Origin of the sequence: Ruegeria sp. HKCCA6837, from assembly GCF_013034475.1 — a bacterium.
GTDB lineage: Bacteria > Pseudomonadota > Alphaproteobacteria > Rhodobacterales > Rhodobacteraceae > Ruegeria.
Genome location: NZ_WQGD01000001.1, coordinates 847,863 through 874,144, shown reverse-complemented (window position 1 = coordinate 874,144; position 26,282 = coordinate 847,863). Strand labels below are relative to the sequence as shown.

The 26,282-nt window shown below is 57.4% G+C and carries 23 protein-coding genes; 16 read left to right on the top strand and 7 right to left on the bottom strand.

Annotated features, from left to right (window positions below):
- The first annotated feature begins 312 nt into the window (after nt 1-312).
- The 6 genes from GOV91_RS04310 to GOV91_RS04285 all read left to right on the top strand — a co-directional run bounded on the left by GOV91_RS04310 (nt 313) and on the right by GOV91_RS04285 (nt 5,658).
- Nucleotides 313-1,455: a Coenzyme F420 hydrogenase/dehydrogenase, beta subunit C-terminal domain gene (locus tag GOV91_RS04310; protein WP_171234560.1), complete on the top strand. Its 1,143-nt coding sequence runs from the start codon at nt 313-315 to the stop codon at nt 1,453-1,455.
- A 255-nt stretch (nt 1,456-1,710) separates the two neighbouring features.
- Complete coding sequence (gene dusA, locus GOV91_RS04305; RefSeq protein WP_171234559.1) at nt 1,711-2,706, top strand: tRNA dihydrouridine(20/20a) synthase DusA; 996 nt, start codon at nt 1,711-1,713, stop codon at nt 2,704-2,706.
- 15 nt (nt 2,707-2,721) lie between these two features.
- Complete coding sequence (locus GOV91_RS04300) at nt 2,722-3,546, top strand: sulfite exporter TauE/SafE family protein (RefSeq protein WP_171234558.1); 825 nt, start codon at nt 2,722-2,724, stop codon at nt 3,544-3,546.
- Nucleotides 3,543-4,325, top strand: coding sequence for a hypothetical protein (locus tag GOV91_RS04295; protein WP_171234557.1), 783 nt, complete (start codon nt 3,543-3,545; stop codon nt 4,323-4,325). Before GOV91_RS04300 ends, GOV91_RS04295 begins: the two co-directional genes overlap by 4 nt.
- A gap of 36 nt (nt 4,326-4,361) precedes the next feature.
- Entirely contained in the window at nt 4,362-5,090 is a 729-nt protein-coding gene (locus tag GOV91_RS04290; protein WP_171234556.1) for an STAS/SEC14 domain-containing protein, read from the top strand.
- A gap of 367 nt (nt 5,091-5,457) precedes the next feature.
- Nucleotides 5,458-5,658, top strand: a complete 201-nt coding sequence (locus GOV91_RS04285; RefSeq protein ID WP_171234555.1) for a hypothetical protein — start codon at nt 5,458-5,460, stop codon at nt 5,656-5,658.
- A 4-nt stretch (nt 5,659-5,662) separates the two neighbouring features.
- On the opposite strand, the gene GOV91_RS04280 is transcribed toward GOV91_RS04285, so the two are convergent.
- From GOV91_RS04280 to ccmI, 3 genes are read right to left on the bottom strand one after another with little or no spacing between them, the layout of a single operon-like run.
- Nucleotides 5,663-5,896, bottom strand: coding sequence for a DUF1289 domain-containing protein (locus tag GOV91_RS04280; RefSeq protein ID WP_171234554.1), 234 nt, complete (start codon nt 5,894-5,896; stop codon nt 5,663-5,665).
- Between the two features lie 18 nt (nt 5,897-5,914).
- Nucleotides 5,915-6,379: a Holliday junction resolvase RuvX gene (gene ruvX / locus GOV91_RS04275; RefSeq protein WP_171234553.1), complete on the bottom strand. Its 465-nt coding sequence runs from the start codon at nt 6,377-6,379 to the stop codon at nt 5,915-5,917.
- Nucleotides 6,376-7,596: a c-type cytochrome biogenesis protein CcmI gene (gene ccmI / locus GOV91_RS04270; protein WP_171234552.1), complete on the bottom strand. Its 1,221-nt coding sequence runs from the start codon at nt 7,594-7,596 to the stop codon at nt 6,376-6,378. Before ccmI ends, ruvX begins: the two co-directional genes overlap by 4 nt.
- A 176-nt stretch (nt 7,597-7,772) precedes the next feature.
- Between ccmI and GOV91_RS04265 the strand changes: the two genes are divergently transcribed.
- From GOV91_RS04265 to GOV91_RS04250, 4 genes are all read left to right on the top strand, one after another.
- Complete coding sequence (locus tag GOV91_RS04265) at nt 7,773-9,017, top strand: sarcosine oxidase subunit beta family protein (RefSeq protein WP_171234551.1); 1,245 nt, start codon at nt 7,773-7,775, stop codon at nt 9,015-9,017.
- A 76-nt stretch (nt 9,018-9,093) separates the two neighbouring features.
- Nucleotides 9,094-9,426 carry a sarcosine oxidase subunit delta gene (locus GOV91_RS04260; RefSeq protein ID WP_171234550.1) on the top strand — a complete coding sequence of 111 codons (333 nt, stop codon included), beginning with the start codon at nt 9,094-9,096 and terminating at the stop codon, nt 9,424-9,426.
- Nucleotides 9,427-9,490: 64 nt separating this feature from the next.
- Nucleotides 9,491-12,505, top strand: a complete 3,015-nt coding sequence (locus GOV91_RS04255; RefSeq protein WP_171234549.1) for a sarcosine oxidase subunit alpha family protein — start codon at nt 9,491-9,493, stop codon at nt 12,503-12,505.
- Complete coding sequence (locus tag GOV91_RS04250) at nt 12,498-13,064, top strand: sarcosine oxidase subunit gamma (protein WP_171179484.1); 567 nt, start codon at nt 12,498-12,500, stop codon at nt 13,062-13,064. Before GOV91_RS04255 ends, GOV91_RS04250 begins: the two co-directional genes overlap by 8 nt.
- 535 nt (nt 13,065-13,599) lie before the next feature.
- On the opposite strand, the gene GOV91_RS04245 is transcribed toward GOV91_RS04250, so the two are convergent.
- The gene (locus GOV91_RS04245; protein WP_171179486.1) at nt 13,600-14,358 is read right to left on the bottom strand and encodes an FkbM family methyltransferase; all 759 of its coding nucleotides are present in this window, start codon (nt 14,356-14,358) and stop codon (nt 13,600-13,602) included.
- 100 nt (nt 14,359-14,458) lie between these two features.
- On the opposite strand from GOV91_RS04245, the gene GOV91_RS04240 reads away from it, so the two are divergent.
- From GOV91_RS04240 to GOV91_RS04230, 3 genes are all read left to right on the top strand, one after another.
- Nucleotides 14,459-15,058, top strand: a complete 600-nt coding sequence (locus GOV91_RS04240) for a superoxide dismutase (protein WP_171234548.1) — start codon at nt 14,459-14,461, stop codon at nt 15,056-15,058.
- A gap of 4 nt (nt 15,059-15,062) precedes the next feature.
- Nucleotides 15,063-15,941 carry a metallophosphoesterase gene (locus GOV91_RS04235; protein WP_171234547.1) on the top strand — a complete coding sequence of 293 codons (879 nt, stop codon included), beginning with the start codon at nt 15,063-15,065 and terminating at the stop codon, nt 15,939-15,941.
- Between the two features lie 219 nt (nt 15,942-16,160).
- Complete coding sequence (locus tag GOV91_RS04230) at nt 16,161-16,622, top strand: host attachment family protein (protein WP_171179490.1); 462 nt, start codon at nt 16,161-16,163, stop codon at nt 16,620-16,622.
- A gap of 42 nt (nt 16,623-16,664) precedes the next feature.
- Here the strand turns inward: GOV91_RS04230 and GOV91_RS04225 are convergent, their stop codons facing one another.
- Complete coding sequence (locus GOV91_RS04225) at nt 16,665-17,216, bottom strand: TIGR00730 family Rossman fold protein (protein ID WP_171234546.1); 552 nt, start codon at nt 17,214-17,216, stop codon at nt 16,665-16,667.
- A 127-nt stretch (nt 17,217-17,343) separates the two neighbouring features.
- Between GOV91_RS04225 and GOV91_RS04220 the strand changes: the two genes are divergently transcribed.
- The 3 genes from GOV91_RS04220 (at nt 17,344) to GOV91_RS04210 (ending at nt 21,056) form a co-directional block, all read left to right on the top strand.
- A complete protein-coding gene (locus GOV91_RS04220; RefSeq protein ID WP_171234545.1) occupies nt 17,344-18,717 on the top strand; it encodes a LysM peptidoglycan-binding domain-containing protein in 1,374 nt (457 codons plus the stop codon).
- 77 nt (nt 18,718-18,794) lie between these two features.
- A complete protein-coding gene (locus GOV91_RS04215; protein WP_171234583.1) occupies nt 18,795-20,600 on the top strand; it encodes an ABC transporter ATP-binding protein/permease in 1,806 nt (601 codons plus the stop codon).
- A 57-nt stretch (nt 20,601-20,657) separates the two neighbouring features.
- Nucleotides 20,658-21,056 carry a DUF2147 domain-containing protein gene (locus GOV91_RS04210; protein ID WP_171234544.1) on the top strand — a complete coding sequence of 133 codons (399 nt, stop codon included), beginning with the start codon at nt 20,658-20,660 and terminating at the stop codon, nt 21,054-21,056.
- A gap of 43 nt (nt 21,057-21,099) precedes the next feature.
- Here the strand turns inward: GOV91_RS04210 and GOV91_RS04205 are convergent, their stop codons facing one another.
- A complete protein-coding gene (locus GOV91_RS04205) occupies nt 21,100-24,888 on the bottom strand; it encodes an efflux RND transporter permease subunit (protein WP_171234543.1) in 3,789 nt (1,262 codons plus the stop codon).
- Nucleotides 24,885-26,111 (bottom strand): efflux RND transporter periplasmic adaptor subunit, encoded by a 1,227-nt coding sequence (locus tag GOV91_RS04200; protein WP_171234542.1) that lies wholly within the window; start codon nt 26,109-26,111, stop codon nt 24,885-24,887. Before GOV91_RS04200 ends, GOV91_RS04205 begins: the two co-directional genes overlap by 4 nt.
- Between the last annotated feature and the right edge of the window lie 171 nt (nt 26,112-26,282).

The window sequence follows — 26,282 nt, the reverse complement described above, 5'->3', positions numbered from 1 at the left end:
CTGAACTGAGCGTCGAAACCGAAAATGTCGAAGTCGACAACTGCGCTCATCAGGTGATCCTGAAGCTTGAGCAAATGGGGTTGATTTCGGGCAGTTGGGGAGAGGGTTGGTGATGGCTGTACCTGCCCTGAAGGCTTTTTGGGGCCCAATCGTCCAATGTAAACCCAACTGCCGGAATGGTGCCGTTATAGCCCTCGGTGATTTTGAGTGAAGAACATGGACCCCAACACACGCTTTTCAAAGATTTTGAAGGACGGATTGTGCATTGGCTGCGGTCTTTGCCAATCTGTGCTTGGGTCAGCAAAACTGCATATGGCAAAGGCGCAGGACGGAGAACTGCGCCCGCAGCTTCGAGGCGAACTGACACGGGCGGATGTTGACCTTGTCTACGACGTTTGCCCTGGTGCGCGTTGCGAGGCGATCCCATCCGAAGAAGCGAATGCCGCCCCCTTTGATGACTTGGTCTGGGGACCTTATCACAGCCTGTCTCTGGCTTGGGCGGCTGATGCCAACACGCGGTACGAGGGCTCTACCGCAGGTGTCTTAACCGCGCTGGCGCAATACCTACTATACTCGGGGAGGGTCTCGTTCATCTTGCATGTGAAAGCCTCGGAACAAGAGCCGACTTTTGGAGAGGCCACGATTTCGACAACGATGGAAGAGGTTTTGAGCGGGGCAGGGTCTCGCTATGGTCCGACGGCACCGCTGATTGGACTGGTTGCGGCTTTGGACCGGAACGAACCCTTTGCCGTTGTTGCAAAGCCGTGTGATCTGAACGCTATACGCAATCTTGCGCACAAGGATGCGCGTGTGAATCGCTTGATCAAGTATATGCTGGCCCCGGTCTGCGGCGGCTTTATGCCCGATCAGGCCATGAACCGCTTTTTGTCGGACAACGACATACTCAAGCAAGATATCACAGCCTTGCGGTACCGTGGCCGTGGGTGTCCGGGCCCGACAACAATCACCACAAATGACGGTCGACGTCGCGATTTTCATTATCTTGATTTTTGGGGCGAAGACGAAAGCAAATGGTCATTGCCTTTTCGCTGCAAGGTTTGTCCCGATGGTATTGGCGAGGCCGCAGATATTGCGGCCGCTGACACCTGGTCCAATGCCACGCCGGACCGAGAAGGGTCCGTAACGGATCCTGGTACCAATTCAGTGATTACCCGCACGCAGCGTGGCGAAGCGCTTTTACAAGCAGCACTTGCGGACGGGTTTTTGGCCGCCGGAGGACAGGTTGACGTTGACTACATGAGTAACACGCAGCCGCATCAGGTATCTAAAAAGCGGTTTATGCATGCCCGATTCAAAGGGCTGAACCGGGCTGGTCAACTAATGCCGGCGACCTTCGGTTTGCGCCTGGAAGAGCTTTCCGATCAAAACACCGCAGAGGAAAACACCGCTCAGGAACAAGGGGCATTCGAGCGCGCTTCGAGGGTAAGTGTTTAAAAATATACGTTTTTCTCTGATGGTCTTTTGTGATCATAGGCACCGTAAACCGGTTTGAGACGGTCTCGTCTGGTATGACCACGACAATCACGAGACGTTGGCTTCTCGCACAGTGCCTTCGGCCTGCTGTTCGCGCCGTCGTGATGTGTTACACCCCAAGAACGCTCGAATCGTGATCTTTGGAAAACCCGAGGAGATACGGCTAAAACCGGGGATATCGCACGCAATGGAGTTTAGAGCTGTGGAGCTGGCGCTTTGAAAAACAACGCACAAAAAGCAGCGCGTTTAAGCGTTGCGCCGATGATGGATTGGACAGATCGACACTGCCGCTTTTTCCATCGACTGCTCAGCACTGAGACCTTGTTGTACACCGAAATGGTGACAGCGCCGGCGCTTGTACGAGGCGGGGCGATGCACCTGTTGGAGTATTCGCCAGAGGAACATCCGGTGGCATTGCAGCTTGGCGGTTCGGACCCGGATGAACTGGCGCAGGCCGCACGGCTGGGGGCCGAGGCTGGATATGATGAGATCAATCTCAATTGCGGTTGCCCATCGGACCGGGTGCAATCGGGCACGTTTGGGGCGGTTCTGATGAAAGATCCGGGCCGTGTTGCCGACTGCGTGTCCGCGATGTGCGCGGCTGTGGATGTGGACGTTACGGTCAAGTGCCGCATCGGGGTTGACGATCAAAACCCTGACGATGTGCTGCCTGCATTTCTGGACCAGATCCGTAACGCGGGTTGTCAAAGGGTGACAATCCACGCACGCAAGGCTTGGTTGCAGGGGCTGAGCCCCAAGGAAAACCGGGATATTCCTCCGTTAGACTATGATCTGGTGCACCGGATGAAGGCGGCGTTTTCGGACCTTCATATCTCGATCAATGGCGGTATCGCTTCATTGGACGCGGCGAAGGCTCATCTGGATGCAGGCCTGGATGGGGTGATGATCGGACGGGCCGCGTACCACCAGCCCGGAGATATTCTGTCAGAGGCTGACCCGCGCATCTTTGGCGTCGGAGACGCGCGAGATCCGATTGCGATCGTTCAACAAATGGTGCCCTATATTGATAAGCATCTTGCCAAAGGCGGGCGGTTGCACCAGATCACGCGCCATATGCTCGGTCTCTTTACAGGCCGCCCCGGGGCCCGTGCATGGCGGCGCGCCTTGTCAGAAGGGGCCGTGCACAAGGGGGCAGGGCCCGAAGTGATGTTGCAGGCGTTGGACCACGTTGCGCCGATGGCAGAGGCTTAACAGGCAGGGGGAACAATGCCCGAGACGATGTTGCTGGCTCAGATGCTGGGCCTTTTGCTTGTGATCGGAGCGCTGGCTGGCGTTCTGGCAGGGTTGCTTGGGGTCGGCGGAGGTATCGTTCTTGTCCCCGCGTTCTTTTATGCCTTCCAAACCCTCGGATATGGCGGCCCGCAACTGATGCAGCTGTGTTTGGCGACATCGCTTGCCACGATCATTGTGACATCGGTTCGTTCAGTTATGGCGCATAACAAAAAGGGTGCCGTTGATTGGGACATTCTGCGTGGATGGGGACCGGGTATCGTCGTTGGCGCAATAGTTGGCGTTATGGTCGCCTCCGCCCTGCGGACCGAGGCCCTGCAGGCTTTGTTTGGCGTTCTGGGTATGGTGATTGGCGCGTATCTTGGGCTGGGCCGTGCTGAATGGCGACTGGGCGATGTTATGCCGGGGGGGATCAAAAGGGCAGTTCTGTCGCCCATGGTAGGCTTTCTTTCGGTTCTGATGGGGATCGGGGGTGGCAGTTTTGGTGTTCCGCTGATGAGCCTTTATAACACCCCGATCCACCGTGCCGTCGCAACAGCGGCAGGCTTTGGTGTGATCATTGCCGTGCCGTCGGTTATTGGCTTTCTGTTTCTCGAAATTGCACCTGAACACCGCCCTCCGTTGACAATCGGGGCCGTCAATCTTGTGGCCTTTGCCGTTGTTGTTGCGATGACGATGATGACCGCACCCTTGGGTGTGAAACTGGCGCATGCGATGGATCCGAAACCCTTAAAACGGGTCTTCGCCGTGTTTCTGACGCTGGTGGCGCTGAACATGCTGCGGAAGGCAATTGGCCTATGAGTGATTTTTGGGCCAAGGGCTGGGTAAAGTTTGCCTATGACCCGTCGCTGGCCGAGTGGGTCAGCTACGCGTTGCCCGCAGCCCGCGCCTCGACTTCAGACCCGGCTCATGCGGAATGGTTAGACTGTGAAGGGACATGGTTCATCGGCGTAGATGCGCTGCCCAATGACGCGCAGGGCAGGGTCGGTCAGTCTGCGCCTCTGGCCGGGCAGGCGGTGTCGTTTATTCGCGAACATTATGGCGATTTACCCCTGCACAAAGGGCAGGTGTCGGTCATTTATCCGGGCTACCCGCGCCCGCGGCGTTGGGAAAACGAAGCCGCCACTCGGTATCGCCGGAATAGGGATGCTGCCCATGTGGACGGTTTGCGCCCAATGGGCCCGGATCGTCGTCGGCGTGTGGATGAGCCACATGCGTGGATATTGGGCATTCCCCTGACCGAGGCCAGCGCGGATGCGTCACCCATGGTGCTGTGGGAAGGCAGCCATCATATTCTTGGTTCTGCCTTCAGGGATGCGTTGCGTGGCACACCAGACGAGGCTCTGCATGAAGTAGATGTGACGGATATCTACCAAGCCGCGCGACGCGAGGTTTTTGAGACCTGCCCGAGGATCGAATTGCCTGCCGTACCGGGGGAAGCTTACCTGTTACACCGCCATTGTCTGCATGGTGTTGCGCCCTGGGCTGACGCGGCCACAGCCGGACCAGATGGACGGATGATCGCCTATTTTCGACCGGAATGTACCGGGGGTGTGGCCGAATGGATCAAAACTGCCTAACCTTCTGTCATTATTTGGCTTTGGAGGTTTTGAAGTATGATTAAGGTCCATACGAATTCTGATGGTGCCCTGATTGAAGTCGAGTTGTCAGGGCAAGTCACAAGCGCCGACTACACAAACACCTTGGTTCCTGCGATCGAGGCCGCGTTGACCGAAAATGATACGGTGCGTCTACTGGCCATCGTGCAGCCTGAATTCAAAGGGTGTGATCTGGGCGCTGCATGGTCGGATACCAAGCTGGGGCTCAGTCATTGGCGTGGCTTCGACCGGATCGCAGTAGTTGCCGATCAGGGCTGGGTGAAAACCAGCGTTCGTCTGGCCGCCCCGATCCTGCCGTGTCCCGTGCAATTGTTTGATCTGGCTGATCTGGAAGCCGCCCGGCGTTGGATGCGCGAGTCGCTGGGCTCGATCCATGTGACCGACTTGGGCGGGCCGGGTGTGCAGATCAGCCTTTTGGGTAAACTGGACCCCGAGGAATACCAGCAGGCAGAGCGTGATCTGGATGCCTTGCTTCAGGACCGCGACGGGTTTCGCTTGCTGATCGACCTTCGGGAATTCGATGGATGGCAGGGACTGTCTGCGTTAGCGGCGCATTTCCGGCTGGCCAGTCGCCATATCGGTCAGTTGGACCGAGCTGCGATTGTTGGCGACAAAAGCTGGCAGCATATGGCCCAAAAAGTCGCCAGTCATGTTCTTGGCACTCGGACTCAGTTTTTCCCGTCTGAAGAGTTCGACAACGCAAAAACCTGGCTGGCTGCCGGATAAGCCCGCGGTGTGCTTAAGGTAGCGGCGATCAATCCCCAGGGCATTGATCGCTGCATCGCGCTCGCGAAATTCATGATGATTCGCCAACAATGGTTGGGTTGCAAAGTGCACACTTGTTATTTGCGTTTTGCTCAGACCTGAACGCCTAATAATGACGTGAGGGAACTTCAGGCGTTTATGGGTTTTTACTGACGGGTGCGTCAAATACGATCTGGACCTGAGTGTTTTCCCCCTAATTTTCGTTGGAAACACCTTTAGCCACACTTTGTCGCTGCGGGTCACCACTTACATAAGACGCGAGCTAGAACCCCTCGGAGCTCGCTTTCGATCCGCAGCGGCAGAAATGTTATTTAGCGGGAATAACAAGATGAAATTGAATGCTCTGTTTGGAAAGCTGTTAAGCCGCGCCGCGTCTGACAATCGGCGTGTGAAACCAAAAAGTGAAACTGTTCGACATGACCGGGCGACGCGATCCGAGATGACGGTTCTGCTCCGCAAAGAATTGCAAAAACCTGTTTCGAAGCGGGCCGGACATGCGCAAATCGACGCGCGAGATAAGCTGGGCTAACTGCTCAGGAGTCGTTTAAGCGACCCGCACGTCCGCCGCGCCGTTTGGAAAGTCGGGGTTTGCGCGCGGGCAAGTTATCCATGATTTCTGCACGCTCAGAGCTGTCCATCTTGGACCAGCGCGAGATTTCGTCAATCGTGCGATAGCATCCGGTGCAGATGCGTTCAGTCGGGTGAACGACACAGATCTGGACGCAAGGGCTTTCGACCTCATTCCGTTTCCACACCATATTCGTCATTGACGGTCTCCGACCTCGTTACAAAAAGCGCAACCTGTCCAGCGCCCCTTGCAAGATATAACCTGCGGCTACGTGATCAATAACCTGTCCGCGACGTTTTCGTGTCGTATCCGCCTCCAGCAGTGCTTTTTCTGCCGCAACCGTGCTGAGCCGTTCGTCCCAGAATCCAATGGGCAGATCGGTCAAACGGGACAGATTTCGCGCAAAAGCCCGTGTCGACTGGCAGCGCGGCCCCTCAGACCCATCCATGTTTTTCGGCAGTCCCAGTAAGATACCACCGATTTCACGATCGGTCACAATCTCGATCAAACGCGCGGAATCCAAGGTAAATTTTTTGCGCCGTACGGTTTCCAGCGGACTGGCAACCCCGCGCATCCGGTCGGACACGGCAACGCCGATTGTCTTTTCACCAAGATCCAGACCCATCAGTGCTGTCATCGGCTGCAACGCTGCAGCGAAGTCCTCGAACGCATCGTGGATCATTGGGCAATCCCTGCCTGCAACGCGGCTGCGTCGAGGATTTCAAGTGCTTCGGAATTCCCGGCAAAGACTTGCATGGCCTCTTTGTGAATATCGATGGCCCTTTGACCCTGACCCAGAACACCCAAAGCTGCAATCAGACGTGCCCATTCCTCGGGCGCGCCGCCTTCGGTGGCCAGACGGTCTGACAGCTGGTTCACCATCCCCTGAATCATCTCTTGCCGTTCTTCGGGCGTCAATTCCGCCGCGGCGGCCATATCTTCCTGACTGGGGCCGGCCGCGGTGCTGAGGTCTGGTGCATTGAAAACACCTGCTCGAAAGGCCAGTTCATCGATCTGCGCCCGAATGGCACCGACCCAGGGCGCGCCGCTTGGGGAATCCTGTAAGGTTTGCACCCACATGCGATAGGCCAGGTCCGGGCGACCGACCTGAGCCAACATCTGCCCCCAGTAGTAACGCGCCGGACCATGGCGACGGTCCCGGTTCAACGCTTCGGTCAGGGCCTGTTCAGCCTCTGGCGAAACATAGCCGCCCGCCGCGAGGATCATCATCTCGGCAAGGTCAGCGTAAGCGTCGGCCGTTGCTGCGTCCCCGGACAGTTCAATCACGCGTTGCTGCGCGGTATATCCTGCCTTGAAGTTGCCAGCGTTGGTCTCGTGCTGTGCCAGCAGCATTTGCCCCTGCAGGTCATCCGGACGGTTGGCGACCGTTTCCCGCAACTGATTCAAAAGCGCTTCATAGCTTTCGTCCAATTGCGCAGGTTGCGGTGGGGTCGCCAGCTGTTCTGCGGCGTTTTGGGGCGGACGGTTGGCGCGAACCTCTTCCGCAAGCTCCAGCCTTGCGGTCAATGGCATGTCAGGCAAACCCACGGCACCGGTCCGATCATACAGTGCCGTCGCACCACCGATCAGGATAAGCGCAATCACGACCACCGAGATGATGGAAACGGCTCGCGAAGGTCCAGATTCGGCGTTGCCCTTTTTCATTTGTTCGTCAGCGGCCAGAATGCGACGGGAAATCTCGGTTCGGACCCGTTCGGCGTCTGCCTCGCCAATCACACCGCGCGCCAGGTCTTTGTCGACCCCGGCCAATTGTTCGCGATAAACCTCCAGATCATAAGCGGCTGAAGGTTTTTCCCCACTGCGATTGCGCAGCAGAGCGAAGCAAAGGAATGCCGCAACCAGGAGTGCGACAATAAAAATCAGAACCCAGAACGTCATGGTCCCTCCGAAGATGTTGCCCTGACTTAGACCCACGGGCCGCCCGACAAAAGGGACAAATGGCCGCGAATGAGCGACATGTCGCAATAGTGCGATATTGCGGCGTTGCGCGGCAGGGGTAAACTGCGCACACACGGCATATCTGCGCCCAATCACCGAACCGGATGGATTCGCACATGAAACACTATTCAGCCTTTGCTGTGGCGCGGGAAGCTCTGCGCTATCACACCGGATGGGAACGCGCCTGGCGTTCGCCCGAACCCAAGAAGAAATATGACGTCATCATCATAGGTGCTGGCGGGCACGGTCTAGCGACCGCGTACTACCTTGGAAAGAACTACGGCATACAGAATGTCGCGGTGATCGAAAAAGGCTGGCTGGGTGGTGGTAACACGGGCCGGAATACCACCATTATCCGTTCGAACTATCTGCAGGATCCATCGGCTGCACTGTACGAAAAGGCGCGGGGGCTTTATGAGGACCTGAGCCAGGACCTGAACTACAACATCATGTTCAGCCCGCGCGGTGTGATGATGCTGGCGCAGACACAGCACGAGATTCGCGGTTATCAGCGCACGGCCCATGCCAATGCTCTGCAGGGTGTTAAAACTGAATGGATCACCCCCGAGCGGGTCAAGGAACTGGTGCCGATCATCAATCTGGACGGTCCGCGCTATCCGGTTCTGGGCGCGCTCTGGCAGGAACGCGGCGGCACCGCGCGTCACGATGCCGTGGCCTGGGGCTATGCCCGTGCCTGTTCTGCCATGGGGATGGACATCATTCAGCAATGTGAAGTCACCGGCGTGCGTTCGGATAACGGTCGAGTGGTCGGCGTCGACACCTCCAAAGGCGCCATTGATTGTGACAAGCTGGGCATCGTCGTTGCCGGCCACTCTGGTCAACTGGCCGAAATGGCGGGCTTCCGTCTGCCGCTTGAAGCGATTGCATTGCAGGCTCTGGTATCCGAACCGATCAAACCCTGCATGGATGTGGTCGTAATGGCGAACACCGTGCACGGTTATATGTCTCAGTCCGACAAGGGTGAGATGGTGATTGGTGGCGGCACCGACGGGTTTAACAACTTTACCCAGCGAGGTTCTTTCCATCACATCGAGGAAACCGTGCGCGCACTGGTCGAAACCTTCCCCATGATCTCACGCCTGAAAATGCTGCGGCAATGGGGTGGGATCGTGGATATGACCGGCGACCGGTCCCCGATTTTGTCCAAGACACCGCTGGGTGGCTGCTTCATCAACTGTGGTTGGGGTACTGGCGGCTTCAAAGCGATCCCGGGATCGGGCTGGGGCATGGCACAGCTGATGGCTACGGGTCATTCGCCGCTGACCGAAGCCTTTACTCTCGACCGCTTTAAAGAGGGCCGCTTCATCGACGAAAGCGTCGCCGCCGGGGTGGCGCACTAATGGGTCTGCCCAAGGTCGCCAAGTAACAGAATTCAGGTCGGCTTCGGTGCCGACCGACCGCCAAAAGGATGACAACATGCTGATCCTGAACTGCCCATACTGCGGCGTTGACGCCGAAGAAACCGAACTGGCCGCTGGTGGCGAAGCGCATCTGAAGCGTTTCGGTCCCGGCTCGTCGGATGATGAATTCCACGACTACCTGTTTATGCGCGATAACCCCAAAGGGGTGCATTTCGAACGCTGGCGTCATGCCAATGGGTGCGGCAAGTGGTTCCACGCCGCGCGCTGCACGCAAACGCTCGAGGTGTTCGGCACCTACTCTGCGCAGGTCACCGAACCGCCGCAAGAGATCAAGGATGCCATCACAGCCAAACGTCCTGACTGGACGTGGAGAGAGTTCTCCGTATGAGCCATCTTTTCAAAAATACTCCCGCCGGAGGCTTTGATGCCTCCACCTGCGAAAGGTCCGCAAAATGAGCACCCGTCTCGCAAAACAAGGCCGGCTGATTGACCGGTCGAAAAAGGTCACGTTTACGTTCAACGGCACTTCGATGCAGGGCTACGACGGCGACACGCTCGCTTCGGCCCTGCTGGCCAACGATCAGATGATGATGGGCCGGTCGTTCAAATACCACCGTCCGCGCGGCGTCGTCGCCAGCGGTGCGGAAGAGCCGAACGCGCTGGTTGGTCTGGGGCAGGGTGCCCGGTTCGAGCCGAACCAGCGCGCCACCACGACCGAGCTGTTCAACGGCTTGACTGCAATCTCTCAAAACCACTGGCCGAACCTCGATTTTGACATCGGTGCAGTGAATACAGCGCTGGCGCGGTTCCTGCCGGCTGGTTTCTACTACAAAACGTTCATCCATCCGAAGCCGTTCTGGAAACACGTCTACGAGCCCTTCATCCGCCAATCTGCCGGTCTGGGCAAAGCGCCCGACAAGGAAACCAAGGACGCGGACACCTATGAACACTTCTATGCCTATACCGATGTGCTGGTGATTGGCGGTGGTGTAGCTGGGCTGCAAGCAGCGAAAACGGCCGCGCAATCCGGTGCCAAGGTTCTGCTGATCGAGCAGACCGCGCATTGGGGTGGTCGCGCTCCGGTTGACGGCGGTACGGTGAATGGCGAGCCTGTGGATAAGTTCGTGGAACAATTGGTTTCCGAACTCGAAACAATGGACAACGTTACCTTGCGCGCGCGCTGCATGGGGGCAGGCGTCTATGACCACGGTTACGTGCTGGGATATGAGCGTCTGACGGACCACACTCCGGGCGTGCAAGGCCCGCGTCATCGGTTGTGGCGTATCCGGGCCAAACAGGTTGTCACCGCCACCGGTGCAATTGAGCGTCCGTTGTCATTCGCGGGTAACGATGTGCCGGGCGTGATGCTGGCTTCGGCGATGCGCGATTATGTTGTGAACTGGGGCGTAACACCCGGTGAACGTGTGATTGTTGCCACCAATAATGACGACGCATACCGCACTGCGATCCAGATGAAACAGGCCGGTGTTGATGTTCTGCGCGTGGTTGACGCCCGTGCATCTGCCGGCCCTCTGGCGCAAGAAGCGCGGGACCTTGGTATCCGCGTTGATCCCGGCAAGGCCATCGCGAAGGTCAAGGGCGGCAAACGCGTCAAAAAGGTTGCCATCTGTAACCAAGAGGGTGTCGGCGGCGCGCGCGAGGAGGTCGAAGCCGATGCGGTCGCCATGTCAGGCGGCTGGTCTCCGGTTGTGCATATGTGGTCGCACTGCGGTGGCAAACTGATCTGGGACGAGGCGCACGCGCATTTCCGACCCGATCCCGACCGCCCGCCGCTGGGTGCCGATGGTGAAGGCTTTGTTATTGCTGCTGGCAGCTCCAATGGTCCGTTGGCTCTGGCAGATGTTCTGAAAGATGCCGACGCAGCGGGCAAAGCCGCGGGCAAGGCCGTTGGTCACACGCCCAAACGCACCAAAGCCCCGGTTGGTGAAACCACCGCCGAGGCACCGATGGAAGCTGTTTGGCTGATGCCTGCCAATGCTGAAATCCAACTGCGGGCTAAGTCCTGGCTGGACTTCCAGAACGATGTCAAAGTGTCCGATGTTCAGCTGGCTGCGCGCGAAGGGTATGAAAGCGTCGAGCACACCAAACGTTACACCACGCTGGGCATGGCGACTGATCAGGGTAAGTTGAGCAATATCAATGGCTTGGCGATCCTTGCTGATGCACTTGAATCAGAGATACCCAAGGTCGGCACCACCACGTTCCGTCCGCCCTATACGCCCATTTCGATGGGTTCGATCGGGGGCGAGGCGCGCGGCGATGTGTTCCAGCCGATCCGCCAGACTCCGATGCACAACTGGCATGACAAGAACGGTGCCGATTGGGAACCGGTCGGTCACTGGCGCCGGACATATGCCTATGTCCGACCCGGTGAATCCGTGCATGATGCAGTGAACCGTGAGGTGAAGAACACGCGCGAAAACCTCGGATTGCTGGACGCATCGACACTGGGCAAGCTGATCGTCAAAGGGCCGGACGCGGGCAAGTTCCTGGACATGATGTACACCAACATGATGTCCACGCTGAAGGTCGGCAAATGCCGCTATGGCCTGATGTGTTCGGAAAACGGCTTCCTGATCGACGACGGTGTTGTCGCCCGCATCGACGAGGATACATGGCTGTGCCACACCACCACCGGCGGGGCCGAGCGTATCCATGGTCACATGGAAGAATGGCTGCAGACCGAATGGTGGGACTGGAAAGTCTATGTCGCCAACGTGACCGAGCAATATGCGCAAGTCGCCGTGGTCGGCCCGAACGCGCGCAAGGTGCTTGAGAAGCTGGGCGGCATGGATGTCAGCAAAGAGGCGCTGCCGTTCATGGAATGGCGCGATGGCAAGATCGGTGACTTCGATTGCCGCGCCTATCGCATCTCGTTCTCAGGTGAGCTGTCTTATGAGATCGCTGTTCCTGCAAGCCAAGGTCAGGCGTTTTGGGATGCCTTGATGGAGGCAGGGAAAGAGTTCGGAGTGATGCCGTACGGCACCGAATGTCTGCACATCCTGCGGGCCGAGAAGGGCTTTATCATGATCGGTGACGAGACCGACGGCACCGTGATCCCGCAGGATCTGGGGCTGCACTGGGCTTTGTCGAAAAAGAAAGAGGATTACCTCGGTAAGCGGGCCCATTCGCGCATCCATATGGCCGATCCAGAACGTTGGAAACTGGTCGGTCTTGAGACTGTGGATGGTTCTGTCATTCCCGACGGTGCCTACGCGGTGGGCGAGGGTGTCAACGCCAACGGTCAGCGCAACATGATCGGGCGCGTGACCTCGACCTATTACTCGGCCAATCTGGGCAAAGGCATCGCCATGGGCCTGATCAAGCACGGGCCAGATCGCATGGGTGAGATTGTCGAATTCCCGGGCACCGACGGTAAAACCTACAAAGCAAAGATCGTGGACCCGATCTTCTTCGACAAGGACGGGGAGAAGCAGAATGTCTGAACCCATCAGCGCACTGAACCACGCCAGCTATGACGGGATCGCTAAGATCGCGGAATGTGGCCTGCAAGGCATGATCACACTGCGCGGTGATCTGTCCGACAAGGTTCTGGCCAAAGCCGTCAAGGATGCAACCGGACAGAAGGTGCCCGGTCAGCGCGAGGCTTCGGTCACTGGCGACACCGGCGTGGCTTGGATGTCCACCGATGAATTGCTGGTGCTGGTGCCTTACGCCGAGGTCGAGGCCAAACTGGCGGCAATGACCAACGCGCTCAGCGGCACACATGCTCTGGCGGTCAACGTCTCGGATGCGCGTGCGGTATTCAGCATCTCGGGTGCCAGCGCGCGTGAAGTGTTGGGTAAGCTGGCTCCGGTTGAGCTGTCGGCAGAGGCATTCCAACCCGGCCAGATCCGCCGGTCGCGCCTTGCGCAGGTGGCTGGCGCATTCTGGATGGACGACGATCAGACCTTCCGCGTTGTGTGCTTCCGCTCCGCTGCGGACTACGTCTTTAAGTTGCTTAAGGTTGCCGCGCAGCCGGGCAGCGAAGTCGGTGTTTACTGATAGAAAGTAGAAAGCCCCGGATCAACCGGGGCTTTTCTTAGCTTTGAACACTGCAGATGCCAACGCCGGATGGCTTGTTCGCAAAGTTACCCTGCAAAAAGGCATGCGCACAGTAACGGACTTATCGGAAGGTTTAAGGTTTGCCTGAGAGCGAACACGAACGTTTCCGCCTGCAGCCATGGTTTGGTCCAAGTGCCAGACAACACGATAGCCTTTCGCGCCTCGATCTTAAAATTGTGCCGCCTCTCATTCCCGGTAAGAGCTGGCTGCCAGTGCAGACGCTTGTGCTGTATCAATCTTGAACCTGTACTCTGGCGCGATCCAGCGGTGGGCGTCCTGTTTTGTCATCTTACATAAGCATATAACCGTTTCGGCTGCTCCTGTTTGTACAAGTACCAGCGCAGAAAACTTCAATAAAAATATTTTATTACAATGATTTATTTATTGAATTCAGGTGGGTGCAAGCACCCCGATACACCCAGAAGAGGCAAGATCTATTCGTTGAAGTTTATAGAATACCGGCCCCGGCGTTTCTTTATTGCAAAAGGATTGTACGATACCGGCTTAACCCCTCTGGCTTCAAAAGCTCCGCCGGTTTCAGCGGTTGCATCTTGTCATCCGAGAGAGAGGGGTAAAAATCCAGCGCCTCCAACAATCCGGCCACCCGGTCGCGTCTTTCAGCCTCGGGCAGCAATGGAGCATGCAGCGACAAAAACAGGGCGGGGCGATGTTCTTTGAGCCACGGTGCGAGGGTTGGTAAGACAAAGAACTCTGCCCCCTCGATATCCATCTTAACCAACGACACGCCGGACAGATCGTTTGCGGTTGCGAACTGGTCCCACGCGATGGTCAATGCATCAGAGCCATGCGCTCCGTCATGCAGAAGCGAACTGGTGGAATCCCCCGGCTCGCCCCGAACGGACGCCATGCGGGCCACGCCAAATTTGTCAGACAAGGCAACGCCCAAGGCCGAGACATTTTGAATGCCATTCAGATCCAGATTCCAAGCCAGATGCCGGTACGCTGTGGGGTCGGGTTCGAAGCACCACACATGCCGCGCTTTTCGCGCGCCATATAGGACCGTGGGACCGATCCAAGCCCCGATGTCCAGATAATCGCTATCTTGGGAAAGGAACTGATCCAGCACCGCAAAGGTTTCCGGTTCCCAAGCGCCAGCAGAGGCTTTGCGCCAGAATTTCGAATGGTAGGGGTCTAGGCGAAATGGCTCGCCGTTCAACGAACCTTCATAGTATCCGCGGGCGCGGTAAAACATCTTGCGCGCCTGTGTCAGCATCGCGGACCTCCGGGTTTTATCGTCTCGCCCCTTGACCTGCGGCGGCTGCCACAGCATTTAACCGTTGGGAACCGCAACTTTTATTTAACAGGGGGCCGACATGGCTTTTGAACTTCCTGATCTTCCTTATGCACATGACGCGCTGGCAGCCAAGGGTATGTCCGCGGAAACGTTGGAATATCACCACGACCTGCACCACAAAGCCTATGTCGACAACGGCAACAAGCTGATCGCCGGCACCGAATGGGACGGCAAGTCGCTGGAAGAGATCATCGTTGGCACCTATGACGCAAACGCAGTTGCGCAGAACGGCATCTTTAACAACATCAGCCAGCTGTGGAACCACAACCAGTTCTGGGAAATGATGGGCCCTGGCGACAACGCGATGCCCGGTGAGCTGGAAAAAGCGCTGACCGAAAGCTTTGGGTCGGTTGACGAATTCAAGTCGCAGTTCAGCGCGGCTGGTGCCGGTCAGTTCGGCTCGGGCTGGGCGTGGCTTGTCAAGAACGCCGACGGTTCGCTGGCCGTGACCAAAACCGAGAATGGCGTAAACCCGCTGTGCCTCGGTCAGACCGCACTGCTGGGTTGCGACGTGTGGGAGCACTCGTACTACATCGACTTCCGCAACAAACGCCCGGCATACCTGTCGAACTTCCTCGACAATCTGGTGAACTGGGAAAACGTCGCATCGCGGATGTAATGAATTGAACCGACGTCGGTTTATAAAGGGCCTGCTGGCGGTAACGCTGGCAGGTCTCATCACGTCAGCCTACGGGTTTTTCATCGAACCCGCAGTGCGGCTGCGCGTGCGTAAATGGCGCGTGCGTCGGGACGATTGGACCGCACCACCGCTCAAGATTGCGGTGCTGTCGGATTTGCACGTGGGTGAGCCCTATGTTGGTCTGGATCGCATAAGGCAGGTTGTGCGCCGTACAAACGCATTGGCACCTGATGTTGTCCTGCTGCTGGGCGATTTCTTCGCAAGCCACAAAGGGGTCTCTGAAACCGTCGAGATGCAGGATCTGGCACCTGTATTGGCGGGGCTAGAGGCAAAGAACGGTGTCTTTGCCGTGCTGGGCAATCACGACTGGTGGGATGACAAGCCAGCACAGCGCCGTGGGGCAGGACCCAATCGCTATACCGAGATTCTGGAACAGAACGGCATTTCGGTTTTGTCTAACACCGCCGTGAAACTCGAAAGCCCTGGCATCTGGCTGGCGGGGCTTGAGGATCAACTGGCGATCTGGCGCAACGGTAAACCAAAAGGGCTTGATGATCTGGAAGGAACTTTGGCGCAGATCACCGACGATGCTCCGGTTGTGATGATGGCACATGAGCCAGATGTTTTCCCTCAAGTGCCAGACCGGGTGGCCTTGACCCTTTCGGGGCATACACATGGCGGCCAAGTGCGCCTGTTTGGGTGGTCGCCTGTTGTGCCGTCGAAATTCGGCAATCGGTATGCTTACGGCCATGTGCGCGAAGGTGCGCGTGATCTGGTGGTGTCGGGCGGTATCGGATGTTCGATCCTGCCGGTGCGTTTTGGTGTGACACCGGAAATCACCGTTGTCGAAATGTCGGCCTAAAAGATTGATGAGCCGCCGGTGAAAACCCGCCGATGGGTTTCATTTCCGTACAACCACATCTTGTTTGCTTCGCTACAGAACACATCTTTGTAGGGCGGAGGGAGAGAACCGCAAACCAATTCAAACAACGACCGGGCTACGCACCGCTGGTGCGTCAACGAACCCGTATGCCCGGCAGGTCGAGGGATACCCAGAGAACAACCTTAACAGGAGATCGCAATGGTCGCACTTACACAGGGAACTTGGGTTATTGTTGCAGACGGAGAGAAAGCGCTGGTGATGGAGAATATCACCGATGCTGACGATCCCAATCTTGTTGTTGTCGCTGTCGAGGAACAGGACAACCCAGCCTCAAAGCCGACTGACCGCGCTGGTCGTCGCAACGACGGCGGGCCAAAGCAGAAATCAGCCTTAGAGGACCCAACGTGGAAGATCCATGCAAAGTCCCTGTTTGTGCAGGATCTGGCGAATTTGTTAAATCGCAAGGGGTTGAAAGGGGCATATAATCGATTGGTACTGGTAGCCAGCCCTCATGTTCTGGGTCTGCTGCGCCGCCGGTTGCACAGTGAAGTGCTGGGAAAAGTCGTGGCCGAGGTCAACAAGACCCTGACCAACCACCCTTTGCATAAGGTTGAGCAGGTCGTGCGCCACAGTTTGCAACACAAGGCGCGTTTGGCCTGATCAACAAGGCGGGCGGTTTTGCCGGCCGCACCGTTTCTGGTGTCAGTTCAGCTTGTTCCGCAAGGTGACCATGGCGGCATCTGCATCTTCTACCCATGTGATGAAATCTGCCAGCGACGCGTCGGCAAAGCCTTGTCCGATCACCTGACCCAACAGCGTCTGCAACGCATCCCAATAGCCATTCACGTTCACCACGACGATGGGCTTGTCGTGCAGTCCCAACTGACGCCAAGTGAGGGCTTCGAACAATTCATCCAATGAGCCCGGCCCTCCGGGCAGAACGACCACCGCGTCGGCGTTCATGATCATGACCTTCTTGCGCTCGTGCATCGTCTCGGTGATCACAAAGTGGGTCAGATCGGTTTTGCCGACTTCCCGCTGAACCAGATGAACGGGGATGACGCCAAAGGTTTCGCCTCCGGCATTTTGCGAGGCGCGGGCCACTTCTCCCATCAAACCCACATCCCCAGCACCATAAACCAGCCGCCAGCCTTCCTGCGCCAGCAGCGTGCCGAAGTGCCTTGCAGTTTCAGAATAAGACTTCTCGGCACCATTGCGTGACCCGCAATACACACACACTGATTTCTGAGACATGAAAGAAGGGCTCCGGGGTTGTGTCAGAGGTTTTGACCCGTGATAGCGGGATTGATAGATTGCCTCAACTGTCCGCCGGAAAGCTTTTGAACGAAAAGCTTTTGCAGCGCGGAGTGAAAGGAAAAGAATGAACGCCAATTCGGGAAACGAAAGCTCGGGCAATTTCATCTGGGGGGTGATTGCAGGGCTTGTTGCAGTATTGGGCGCAGGTGGCTTGTACCTGTCGGGCGTCTTCACCAACGCACCGGAACCTGACGCAAGCACACCGCAGGAAACTGCTTCCGTTCCAGCAATCTCAGAGCCAGCAGATGAGGCACCGAAAGAAGCGGAAGACGTTACTGCCGCAGAGCCGTCCAATCCGGATACTGCGTCGTCAGACGAAACACCCGCACCTGCTGAAGACCTGGCGGAGCAAGCGGAAGAACCTGCTGAAACGGAGGCCGCCGAAGTTGCAGAGGAAGTGGCTGCGCCTGCGCCGGTCGCGCCTCCAGTCCTGGATCAGATTTTTGTAGAAACTGACGGCACCGCGCTTCTTTCGGGTGACGCAGCACCCGGCAGTCAGATAGAAGTTCTGCTGAACGGCGAAGTCGCACATTCTTTTACCGTGGATGGCAGCGGTCAGTTTGCTGAATTTGTGACGATCCCCTTCAGCGACAGCGCGCAGGGACTTGTGTTGCAAAGCACAGACGGGGCGCAAGCAACGCGATCCGACGACTATCTGATTGCCGCCTTGCCCAAACCAATCGAAGAAGAACCTGTTGCCGAAACAGCGCCCGAAGCCGAGCAGATCCCATCCCCGGACACGCAGGAGCAGGTGGTTGCAGTCGAAGAGGTTCAGCCGGATTCTCATGCTGCGGCAGACGTTTCGGAACCTGAAACGTCAGAGCCCGAGGCCGAGACAGTTGAAACTGCTGAACTGACCGATGAAACCCCACAGCAGGATCAGCAGGTCGCCGTGCTGCGATCTGGCGAAGAGGGCGTTGAGCTGGTGCAGCCCCCGGTCGTGCGGGATACCCCACCCGAGCAGGTCGCCCTGGACACGATCGGATATTCCGAAACGGGCGATGTGCAGCTGACAGGGCGCGTTCAGGATGGGGCCGCCATTCGGCTGTACCTGAACAACCGACTGGTCGCGGATCTTGCCCCGGAACAAGATGGATCCTGGCGCAGCGATCTGGAAGGCATTGATCCTGGTGTCTACACGCTTCGGGTAGATGCGGTAAACACGGACGGGACGGTCCTTAGCAGGGTCGAAACTCCGTTCAAACGCGAACCACTTGACGTTCTTCAGGCTGCAACGGGCACGGCTCAGGCAGATACGCCTCAAGCGACCCCTGCAATCCGGTCCGTCACGGTGCAGCAGGGCGATACGCTATGGGCCATCTCACGTGATCGATTTGGCGACGGGGTCTTATATGTGCGGCTGTTCGAAGCCAATCGTGACTTGATCCGCGATCCGGATCTGATCTATCCCGGGCAAATCTTTACAATCCCGGAATAATCAGCCCTTCTGGCCTTTTATGGGCAGGGGTCTATCTCTGGCCGCAGACAAGGCACATGATGAGACGCACATCTCGTATGACTTCAGATGACATGGTGTCGGATGACGAACGCAGTTCGGGCTGGCGGACGATCCGCAAGGTTGCCCCATATCTATGGCCCGACGATGAACCGTGGGTAAAGCGTCGCGTCGTCATCGCCATGGGTATGCTTGTTCTGGCCAAGCTGATCGCGGTTTATACACCCATTTTGTATAAGGGCGCTGTTGACGCGCTGGCGGGTGAGGGTGTGCCGCCATTGGCGCTGGGCGCAGTTGGATTGACTGTGGCCTACGGCGTGGCGCGAATGATGACGGTGGGCTTTCAGCAATTGCGGGATGCCGCCTTTGCCCCCGTCGGACAACGCGCGTTGAGGGCGCTGGCGCTTGAGACGTTTCAGCACATCCACAACCTGTCGATGCGCTATCACGTCACGCGCCGTACAGGCGGGCTGAGCCGTATCATCGAACGGGGTGTCAAAGGGGTTGAATTCCTGCTGCGGTTCCTGCTGTTCTCGATCGGGCCGCTTATTCTGGAGCTGCTGCTGGTCGCCATCATCCTGATGTGGCTGTTTGATGTCTGGTATCTGGTTGTCGTCGCGATCACGATTGGTCTGTACATCTGGTTTACTTTTGCCGTGACCGAATGGCGCGTGAAGCTGCGGCGTGAGATGAACGATCAGGACACCGAGGCCAACCAGCGCGCCATCGACAGCTTGCTGAACTTCGAAACCGTCAAATATTTCAACGCCGAAACCCGCGAAGCTGAACGGTATGACGTGTCGATGAAAGCCTATGCAGGGGCTGCGCTGAAGACGGCCTATTCATTGGCATTTCTGAACTTCGGACAATCGTTCCTGATCACTTGCGGTCTGATTGGGGTGATGGTTCTGGCCGCAATGGGTGTGCAGAACGGCAACCTGACCGTCGGCGATTTCGTCATGGTCAACGCCTACATGATCCAGATCACAGTGCCGCTGAACTTTCTTGGTACGGTCTATCGGGAAATCCGGCAGTCCTTGGTCGATATGGGGCAAATGTTCGACCTGCTTGAACAACCCGCCGAAGTTACAGACAAAGCCTGCGCGCCGAACCTGAAGGTAAATGGCGGCGAAGTCACGCTTGAGGACGTGCACTTTGGCTATGATCCCGAGCGTGAAATCCTCAAGGGCGTGTCCCTGACTGTCCCGGCTGGAAAAACCGTGGCCATTGTGGGGGCGACAGGGTCGGGTAAATCGACCATCGGGCGGCTCTTGTTCCGGTTCTACGACGTGACCAAAGGGGCCTTGAAGATCGATGGTCAGGACATTCGCGACGTGACCCAGACCAGCCTGCATGCCGCCATCGGTGTCGTCCCGCAAGACACGGTGCTGTTTAATGACACGATCCGTTACAACATTGCCTATGGCCGCGACGGTGCCTCCATGGAAGAGGTTGAAGCAGCAGCCAAGGCGGCGCAGATTCACGATTTCATTTACTCACTACCCGAAGGGTATGACACCAAGGTGGGTGAGCGTGGCTTGAAACTTTCCGGTGGTGAAAAGCAACGTGTCGGGATTGCTCGTACCTTGCTGAAGAACCCACCGATCCTGCTGTTGGACGAGGCGACCTCGGCGCTGGATACGGATACTGAGCAGGACATCAAAGATGCGCTGGCACGCGCGGGTGAGGGGCGGACGGTGATCACCATCGCGCATCGTCTCAGCACCATCGCCGAGGCCGATCAGATTGTGGTTCTGGAGGCCGGAGAGATCATCGAACAGGGTACGCATGATCAACTTCTGGCAAGGTCGGGTCGGTACGCTCAACTGTGGAGCCGCCAGCAATCAGATGGGGAAGCGGCCTGAGTCTTAGTTATCATTGCGAATTGTGATTGGATGCGATGAGCGAAAGAGGTGACTGCGATGATTGGTAGACTGAAAAAACAGCTGTTGCCAATTTCGTTCGCAGTTCTTCTTCCTGTTGCCGTTGCGGCTGATCCCATCGTTGGTGTCTGGAAGACCGAGCCGGATCGAAAGAACCTGACCTCACACATCAAAATCTCGGCTTGTGGAGAAAAATTCTGCGGCCAGATCCTTTCGGCCTATGACGCCTCGGGCAAAGAAGTCCAAACGCCAAACATTGGTAAAAAGCTGTTCTGGGATGTCGCCAGCGAAGGCTGTGGAAAATATGGCGGCGGAGAATTCTGGGTTCCTCTGATCAATGTGGATGCTGTGCCGCAAATGACATTGCAGGGGGATACGCTGCTGGTGAAGGGGTGCGAGCATGAAATCTGCGCGCATCAGATCTGGTCTCGTCTGTGATATCGGCCATATGAAAAAGGACCGGAATCTCCGGCCCTTTGATTTATTCAGCTGCTTTCAGGGGTGGCCCTGAAGGATGATCAGGCCGATCAGTGACAATGTCCTGTTCAGGCTGTCCCGATAGCGCTTCATCCTCCCACACAATCTCGGTTGCTTGCATTTGACGGGCAGAGCGTCCAATGGCCATGTCCTGTGCAATCTGGCTTGATCGGCCCGCAGTTACTCGCGCCAGCAAGCGGCTGAGCCACACGGCATAAGTTGTCACCCAAACCCGCAACGCCAAAAGGGAAGGCGTCACGATCAGGGTCAGAACAGTGGCGATGCCCAAGCCAAAGACCACCGCCGTCGCCAGCTGTTTCCACCACAAGGCAGTGGGGCTGTCGATGGAATAGCCGCCATTGATGAAGTCCAGCGAAAGACCGAACATCATGGGCGTCAAACCGGCCATTGTGGTCAAGGTCGTCAGCAGAACCGGACGAATGCGCGATTCTGCGGTTCGAATGATCGCCTCGATCCGGGGCATGTACGTGCTGTATTCTTGATAGGTATCGATCAGAACGATGTTGTTGTTCACCACGATCCCCGCCAAAGCCACGATGCCAGTGCCGGTCATGATGATCGAGAAGGGTTGTTCCATCACGATCATACCGATCAGAACGCCAGTGGTTGATAGGATGACCGCCAGCAACACCAGCACCGAATTGTAGAACGAGTTGAACTGCGCGAGCAGGATCACGAACATGAGCCCCAGCGCGCCCATGAAGGCGTTCACCAGAAAGGCACCGGATTCCGCCTGTTCTTCCTGATCTCCGGTCCATTCCCAACTGATCGAATTGGAAAACGGACCCGTTTCAAGCCATTCGGTCAGAACAGCAATCCGTTCATTTGGGTTGATCAACGCGAACTGTGCGTCTCCGCCCTCAACCGTGCTGATGAGTTGATCCACGCTATCGGCGCCGGTCAATTGAACCAATTCGTAGGACTTTCCGCCCCCGCCGTTCAGGACCGTGCCGGTGGGGGTATAGCCTTCAGCAACTTCCCGAACCACGGCTAGACGGACGAGTTCACCATCTGGTCCTTCGGTCGTAACCTTGCTCAAACCTGGTTCAACGTCGGCTTTGACGTCGTAGTAGCGTTGTTGGTCAACCCGGTTGATCTCGGCCAGTTTGGCCACGGGTTTACGACTCACGAAATTCGACAGTGGTACCAATCCGTCCGGGGTGCGAACCTTGAGCGTGTCCAAAGTCGACAGCACGCGATCTTCTTCTGGCAGGCGCACGCGAATTTCAATCTCTTCATCATTGCTGTCCGGGCGCATCTCGCCCAGCAGAATGCCGCGTGTCACCAACTGTACCATGGCTCCAACCGTTGCCACGTCGGCTCCGAACCGACCGGCCTTGGCGACGTCCACGTCGATCTGCCAGTCGATGCCGGGAAGGGGCAGGGTGTCTTCGATTTTGATCAGGCCCGGCGTGGTGTCGAAAACCTCGCGCGCAGTAAGCGTCGCCGAGGTCAGATCCTCCCACCCGTCACCCTTTATGCGCAAATGTACAGGCTTGGCCGAGGCCGGGCCTTGTTCCAATGGCAGGATCTCGACCACGATGCCGGGGATTTCCGCCAGTTGCGCGTTGAGTTCGTCAATCACGAAGTCACCGTCAAATTCAGGCGCAACAAAGTGACGATCAAACAGGCCCCACAGAACAGATTCCGAAACGTTGGGGCGGTCTTCCCAAGGAATGATCTCGAACTGAACACGGCCCACTGTATCGGCAGGTTCCTGAGCGCCCCCGTTGTTCTGGTTCAGACCGCCTTCACCCGCGAACGAGAACACGTTGATCACGGCCGGGTGGGCCGCGATGACATCTTCTGCCGCCAAGACCATGCCATCTTTTTCCGCCAGCGAGATGTTGCCCCGCGCGCGGACATATGCGGTGGCTTGTTCCGGTTCGCTTTCTACAAAGAATTCAACACCTCTGGACTCTTGCGGGAACCAGACGAAGGCAACGGTGTAGACAGCAAAAAACACTGCGGCCAATGACACGATGGGCATGATCGGATTGCCGACAAGAAAGCGAACCACATGACCGAAGGGCGTGTGTTCGTCGGCTGTATGAACGCGCTCTTCCGCTTTGCGTTCGATCCTGGCTGCGCTCAGGGTGACAGAGCCTGCAAACGCCCCGAACAGGAACAGAAGCGCACCAGCGATTGAACCGCCGGGCAGCAGGTAATCCGGGTTCAGGGTTTGCATCGCGCCCAGAAAGATCATGTACAGCGACGGCGGCACCAGAACTGCCCGCAGCCACCACGGCGTGCGCGCGCGCAACCAGATCGACGAGCGGTCGAAGACGCGGCTTAGCCGCCCTGACACACCGCCCATGACCGGCAGGTAAATCAGCGCCACGATCAGCGACGCCGACAAAACAAAGATCAGCGTGACGGGCAGCATACCCATGAACTCACCCGGTACGCCGGGCCAAAACAGCATGGGCAGGAATGCGCAAAGCGTTGTCGCAGTCGACGACACGATGGGCCAGAACATGCGCTGCGCCGCCTCAACATAGGCGTGCATCGGTCCGACGCCCTGCTTGATGCGTTTATCGGCATATTCCACGACGACGATGGCACCGTCCACCAGCATACCGACCGCCAGAATAAGACCGAACATCACGATATTCGAAATGCTGACGCCCATAACCGCCAGGAAAGCAAAACACAGAAGGAATGAGGTGGGGATCGCGAAACCCACCAACAACGCAGCCCGCGTGCCCAGCGAGGCCAGCACTACGATCATCACCAGTGCAATCGCGGTCAGAACCGAGCCTTCCAACTGGCTGACCATCGAACCCACGATGCGGCTCTGGTCGTTGGACGTGCCCAGATCGACGGCGGCCTGAAGTTCAGGTGGCCACTTTGTTTTCGCTTGCTCGATGGTCTCTTTGACCTGAGCAACAGTATCGATCAGGTTGAAGCCCTTACGCTTTACTACTTGCAGGGCAACAGTTGGTTCACCGTTGAACCGGGCCGTACCGGCGCGGTCTTCGAAGGTGTAATTGATCTGCGCCAACTCACCCAAAGTCACAACCCGGTCGCCATTGACCTTGATCGGCAAGCCATAAACGTCCTGCGCGGTTTTGAACGATGACGGGATCTTGACCGAGAATGTACCCTGCGCGGTTTCAACTTCACCCGCGGCGATCAACTGGTTGTTGTTGCGAACCACATTGATCAGCTCATCTGCGGTGACGTTGTATGCCTCAAGCCGTAAGGGATCGATGACCACCTCGAGCATCTCGTCGCGATTGCCCGCGATACCAGCCTCAAGTACCGAATCCAGTGCCTCAAGCTCGTCCTGCAAGTCTTTGGCAACGCGGGCCATCGTGCGTTCAGGAACTGCGCCGGTCAGGTTGACGATGACGATGGGGAATTCTGAAAAGTTGATCTCGGTCAGCGAATACTGTTCCGCACCTTCAGGAAAATCCGCCTGCGCCGAATTCATCGCGTCGCGGACGTCGGCCATGATCGCGGTTTTGTCCCAGCCGAAATCAAACTCCAGCGCGACCCCTGCATAGCCTTCGGCGGCGGTCGACGTCATTTCCTTGAGGCCATCGAGATCCGCCAGTTCGGTCTCCATCGGCTTGATCAGAAGATTTTCGGAGTCTTCCGCTGAAATGCCGGGAAACTGTACCGAGACAAACAGGGCAGGGATTTCAATATCCGGCTCACCCTCTTTCGGCAATGAGACATAGGCAAACCCGCCGATGACCAACGAGATGGCGATAAACGCCAGGACCATACGGGCTCGATGCGCGGCCCAAGCAACAACGCCCGTCATTGTGATGCTTCCCGATAGGTGGGTTTCACAGTGACGCCGCGGGTCACAAACTCTTGCCCGACTACGATGATGTCGGTCGTTTCCGGCAGCCCGCCGATCCAGACACCTTCTGCAGTGTCGCGCAGAATTTGGACTGGCTTGAAGTCGACAATGTTGCCTGCGCCCACCGTGCGAACCCCCAATTGACCCTCATTGCTGAGCGTCAGCGCGGATTGCGGCAGCAGATGCGCCTTGGCGCCTTCGGCGGCGATTTGAATGGTTGCGGTTTGGCCGTCACGGATGGTCAGATCCGGGTTGGGGACAGTGATCTCTACCTCGAACGTCCGCGTTGTCTCATCGGCCGAACGGCTTAGGAACGTCACCCGCCCATTAAGTTGCCGCCCGGTGACCAACGTCGCGGATGCTTCGGAACCGACAACCACGCGGTTGACCTCGGTCTCGGGCACAAAGCCCACCAGCTTGATCGGATCCAGCTGAATGACCGTCGCGCAGAGCGATCCGGGCTGCATCAGGCTGCCAAGCTCAGCGGTGTCGCTTTCCAGCAGGCCTTTGAAGGGTGATGTGATGACCACGCGACCGGCCTCGCGCTGTGCGGCCTCAACGGCTGCGGATGCGGCTTCAATCCCGGCACGGGTGGCTTCCAATCCGGCCTCTGCCGACTTCACTCCAGCCTTAGCGGTGCTCATCGCGGCTTCGCTGGAAATCCGGCGGGTTTCCGAGGCAAAGCCTGTTTCCGCCAATTTACGCGATGCTGTCAGGTTGATCTCGGCCTCTGCCACCAGCGCATGGGCCTCTTGCAGGCGGGCTTCGGCCTCGGGGATACGGCTTTCGGCTTCAAGCTTGCCGGCCATAGCTTCGGCCAGTTGTGCCGGGCGTGTGCCGGGGTCAAGCTCGCACAGAATGTCACCTGCCTCGACAAAGGCACCTTTGCGCTTGGGTTCTGAGATGACGGTCGAAGTGGTTTCTGACAGAACTTCGACCTGGCGATTTGCTTTGGTCTGACCGCGGAGCAAAACCGCGCTGTCAATCTCGCGGGCTTGCGAACGCAGGGCGACAACACCCACTGCCGCGATGTCTGAAGTTTCCGCAGCGGCAGCCTCACCTTGCGTCGTTTCATCGCCTTCGCCACGCCCCGCGAAGGCAAACAGCGCATCGCGTTCGAATACAAGAAAATACAGAGCAACAATGACCAGAATGGCGTTGATGAATGAAATCAAACGCATACGGGGATTCTCCTAGAATTTTTTGCCCAAGAACGCGAGGCGCTCACTTTTCGAAATGGGACTTATGCTATGTCTTTTCTACACTGAACTGAATAGTTTGGTTCACTTTTTTTCGCAAGAGCAGTACCCGGCGGCGAAAATGTGCAAATTCGGACCCTTGGCTTGGCGTTG

Excerpts from the sequence above, each read along its gene's own strand:
- GOV91_RS04310 (WP_171234560.1), top strand. The coding sequence starts at position 313 with ATGGCAAAGGCGCAGGACGGAGAACTGCGCCCGCAGCTTCGAGGCGAA.
- GOV91_RS04300 (WP_171234558.1), top strand. The coding sequence starts at position 2,722 with ATGCCCGAGACGATGTTGCTGGCTCAGATGCTGGGCCTTTTGCTTGTG.
- GOV91_RS04295 (WP_171234557.1), top strand. The coding sequence starts at position 3,543 with ATGAGTGATTTTTGGGCCAAGGGCTGGGTAAAGTTTGCCTATGACCCG.
- GOV91_RS04290 (WP_171234556.1), top strand. The coding sequence starts at position 4,362 with ATGATTAAGGTCCATACGAATTCTGATGGTGCCCTGATTGAAGTCGAG.
- GOV91_RS04285 (WP_171234555.1), top strand. The coding sequence starts at position 5,458 with ATGAAATTGAATGCTCTGTTTGGAAAGCTGTTAAGCCGCGCCGCGTCT.
- GOV91_RS04280 (WP_171234554.1), bottom strand. The coding sequence starts at position 5,896 with ATGACGAATATGGTGTGGAAACGGAATGAGGTCGAAAGCCCTTGCGTC.
- ruvX (WP_171234553.1), bottom strand. The coding sequence starts at position 6,379 with ATGATCCACGATGCGTTCGAGGACTTCGCTGCAGCGTTGCAGCCGATG.
- ccmI (WP_171234552.1), bottom strand. The coding sequence starts at position 7,596 with ATGACGTTCTGGGTTCTGATTTTTATTGTCGCACTCCTGGTTGCGGCA.
- GOV91_RS04265 (WP_171234551.1), top strand. The coding sequence starts at position 7,773 with ATGAAACACTATTCAGCCTTTGCTGTGGCGCGGGAAGCTCTGCGCTAT.
- GOV91_RS04260 (WP_171234550.1), top strand. The coding sequence starts at position 9,094 with ATGCTGATCCTGAACTGCCCATACTGCGGCGTTGACGCCGAAGAAACC.
- GOV91_RS04255 (WP_171234549.1), top strand. The coding sequence starts at position 9,491 with ATGAGCACCCGTCTCGCAAAACAAGGCCGGCTGATTGACCGGTCGAAA.
- GOV91_RS04250 (WP_171179484.1), top strand. The coding sequence starts at position 12,498 with ATGTCTGAACCCATCAGCGCACTGAACCACGCCAGCTATGACGGGATC.
- GOV91_RS04245 (WP_171179486.1), bottom strand. The coding sequence starts at position 14,358 with ATGCTGACACAGGCGCGCAAGATGTTTTACCGCGCCCGCGGATACTAT.
- GOV91_RS04240 (WP_171234548.1), top strand. The coding sequence starts at position 14,459 with ATGGCTTTTGAACTTCCTGATCTTCCTTATGCACATGACGCGCTGGCA.
- GOV91_RS04230 (WP_171179490.1), top strand. The coding sequence starts at position 16,161 with ATGGTCGCACTTACACAGGGAACTTGGGTTATTGTTGCAGACGGAGAG.
- GOV91_RS04225 (WP_171234546.1), bottom strand. The coding sequence starts at position 17,216 with ATGTCTCAGAAATCAGTGTGTGTGTATTGCGGGTCACGCAATGGTGCC.
- GOV91_RS04220 (WP_171234545.1), top strand. The coding sequence starts at position 17,344 with ATGAACGCCAATTCGGGAAACGAAAGCTCGGGCAATTTCATCTGGGGG.
- GOV91_RS04215 (WP_171234583.1), top strand. The coding sequence starts at position 18,795 with ATGACTTCAGATGACATGGTGTCGGATGACGAACGCAGTTCGGGCTGG.
- GOV91_RS04210 (WP_171234544.1), top strand. The coding sequence starts at position 20,658 with ATGATTGGTAGACTGAAAAAACAGCTGTTGCCAATTTCGTTCGCAGTT.
- GOV91_RS04205 (WP_171234543.1), bottom strand. The coding sequence starts at position 24,888 with ATGACGGGCGTTGTTGCTTGGGCCGCGCATCGAGCCCGTATGGTCCTG.
- GOV91_RS04200 (WP_171234542.1), bottom strand. The coding sequence starts at position 26,111 with ATGCGTTTGATTTCATTCATCAACGCCATTCTGGTCATTGTTGCTCTG.